The 2336-nt window shown below is 68.0% G+C and carries 2 protein-coding genes; both read left to right on the plus strand.

What is annotated here, in order from left to right; genetic code table 11:
- Positions 1–4 precede the first annotated feature (4 nt).
- Positions 5–1108, plus strand: a complete 1104-nt coding sequence (locus LQV45_RS26235; RefSeq protein WP_028277262.1) for an acyl-CoA desaturase — start codon at positions 5–7, stop codon at positions 1106–1108.
- A 164-nt stretch (positions 1109–1272) separates the two neighbouring features.
- Positions 1273–2238, plus strand: a complete 966-nt coding sequence (locus tag LQV45_RS26240) for a quinone oxidoreductase (protein ID WP_230009617.1) — start codon at positions 1273–1275, stop codon at positions 2236–2238.
- Positions 2239–2336 lie beyond the last annotated feature (98 nt).

Below are 2336 nucleotides of genomic sequence, written 5' to 3' on the forward strand. Positions count from 1 at the left end.
CCCTATGACCGCCACTTCCACCCTTCCCGCCGAAACGCCGGCGCGGCCGCCATCGCGGGTCCGGCAGCCCAACGCCGTCGTCCTGAGCTACTCGGAACTCCTCAAGAGTGTGAAGACGGCCGGCCTCCTCGAACGGCGCGTCGGATTCTACATCACGGTGTTCGCCAGCCTGGTGCTCCTGATGGCCGCCACCTGGTTCGGGTTCGCGCTGATCGGTGACAGCTGGTTCCAGCTCCTGATCGCCGCCGCCCTGGGCATCATCTGCACGCAGTTGAGTTTCCTGGCCCACGAGGCCGGGCACCGGCAGATCTTCGCGTCCCGCCGCGCCAACGACTGGGCAGCACGCCTGCTCGCCACCTCCGTGGCCGGGATCAGCTACTCCTGGTGGGAGCAGAAGCACGGCGCGCACCACAACCACCCGAACGTCATCTCCAAGGACCCGGACATCGCGCCCGGCCCCATCGCCTTCCACCCCGAAGCCGTAGCCGACCGCCAGGGACGCCTCGCGTTCCTGACCCGCAAGCAGGGCTGGTTCTTCTTCCCGCTCCTGTTCCTGGTGGGCCTGGGACTGCAGATCGATTCCGTGAAATTCATCGTCCGCCGGGCCAAGGTCACGCACCGCTGGGTCGAAATCCCGATCCTCGCGGTCCGGCTCAGCCTCCTGCCGGTCCTCGCGTTCACCTTCCTGCCGCTGGGCATGGCGTTCGCCTTCATCGGCGTCCAACTGGCCGTGTTCGGCTTCTACATGGGCGCGTCCTTCGCGCCGAACCACAAGGGCATGCCGGTGCTGCCGGCGGACAGCCGGGTGGACTTCTTCAGCCGCCAGGTCCTGACGTCCCGGAACATCTCGGGCGGCCGCTTCATGGACATCCTGCTCGGCGGCCTCAACCGCCAGGCCGAACACCACCTCTTCCCGGACATGGCCCGCCCGCAGCTGCACCAGGCCGCCAAGATCGTCCGCGAGTACTGCGCCAAGCACCAGGTCCCGTACACGGAAACCACGCTGATGCAGTCGTACGCCATCATTGTCCGCTACCTCAACGACGTCGGACTCGCCGCCGGCCGCCACTTCGAATGCCCGATGGCAACGGTAACCCGCCGCTACTAAAGGACGGACCGCCGGCGGCCGCGCAGGACCTGCCGCCTCCTGGCAACGTCCGCCCAAACATCACGTGACGGCTGGTTACGGAAGGCCCCTTCATGGTTACCCCCGGTGTCCCTAGGATGGACCCAGGGACCGGGACAGAATTCCCCGCCCGGAAAAGGAGCCACATGATGCACGCAATCGTCGCCCGCCAGGCCGGCGGCCCCGAGGTCCTCGAACTCGACAAGACAGCCCGGCCCGTTCCCGGGCCCGGCCAGCTGCTGGTCAAGGTCGCGGCCGCGGGCGTGAACTTCATTGACACCTACAAGCGCAGCGGCGTCTACAAGGTCAGCTACCCCTTCACGCCCGGCTCCGAGGCCGCGGGCACCGTGGAGGAGGTCGGCGACGCCGTCACCGGGTTTGCTCCCGGTGACCGGGTGGCCACGGCCGAGGGCGCTGACTGCTACGCCGGCTACGCACTCGTCGATGAGGACAAGGCCCTCCCGGTTCCCGACGGCCTGGATGATTTCACCGCCGCGGCGCTGCCGTTGCAGGGCGTGACGGCCCACTACCTGATCAACTCCACCTTCAAGGTCGAGTCCGGCCACACCGTGCTGCTCCACGCCGGCGCCGGCGGTGTGGGGCTCCTGATGATCCAGTTGCTCAAGGCCAGGGGCGCCAACGTCATCACCACCGTTTCGACAGACGCGAAAGAGCAGCTGGCCCGCGAAGCCGGCGCCGACCACGTGCTGCGCTACGACGGTTTGGCCGACCGGGTCCGGGATCTGACCAACGGCACCGGCGCGGATGTGGTGTACGACGGCGTCGGAAAAGAGACTTTCGACGCCTCCCTGGCGTCCCTGCGCATCCGGGGCATGCTGGTCCTCTTCGGCGCAGCGTCCGGCCCGGTCCCGCCGTTCGACCCGCAGCGGCTCAACGCCGGCGGCTCGCTGTACCTCACGCGGCCCACCATGGGCCACTACCTGCGCGACGCCCGGGAACGCCGCTGGCGCTCCGACGAAGTCTTCGCCGCCGCTGCCGACGGCAGCCTCAAGGTCAGGATCGGCGCACGCTATCCTCTCGGCGAGGCAGCCCGTGCCCACGAGGACCTTGAACAGCGCCGCACCACCGGCAAAGTCATCCTCGTCCCCTAAGCTGCACGGTCCCCCAAGCCGTACGGCAACACCATCCGTTCATCTCCTGCAGGGACAATGCGCCAGTGACCGAGCAACGACTGACCCCCAGTGAAGCC

Source organism: Microbacterium sp. Bi128 (assembly GCF_918698205.1).

What these genes read in the sequence shown, in the direction of transcription:
- LQV45_RS26235 (WP_028277262.1), top strand. Translation starts at nt 5, where the DNA reads ATGACCGCCACTTCCACCCTTCCCGCCGAAACGCCGGCGCGGCCGCCA.
- LQV45_RS26240 (WP_230009617.1), top strand. Translation starts at nt 1,273, where the DNA reads ATGATGCACGCAATCGTCGCCCGCCAGGCCGGCGGCCCCGAGGTCCTC.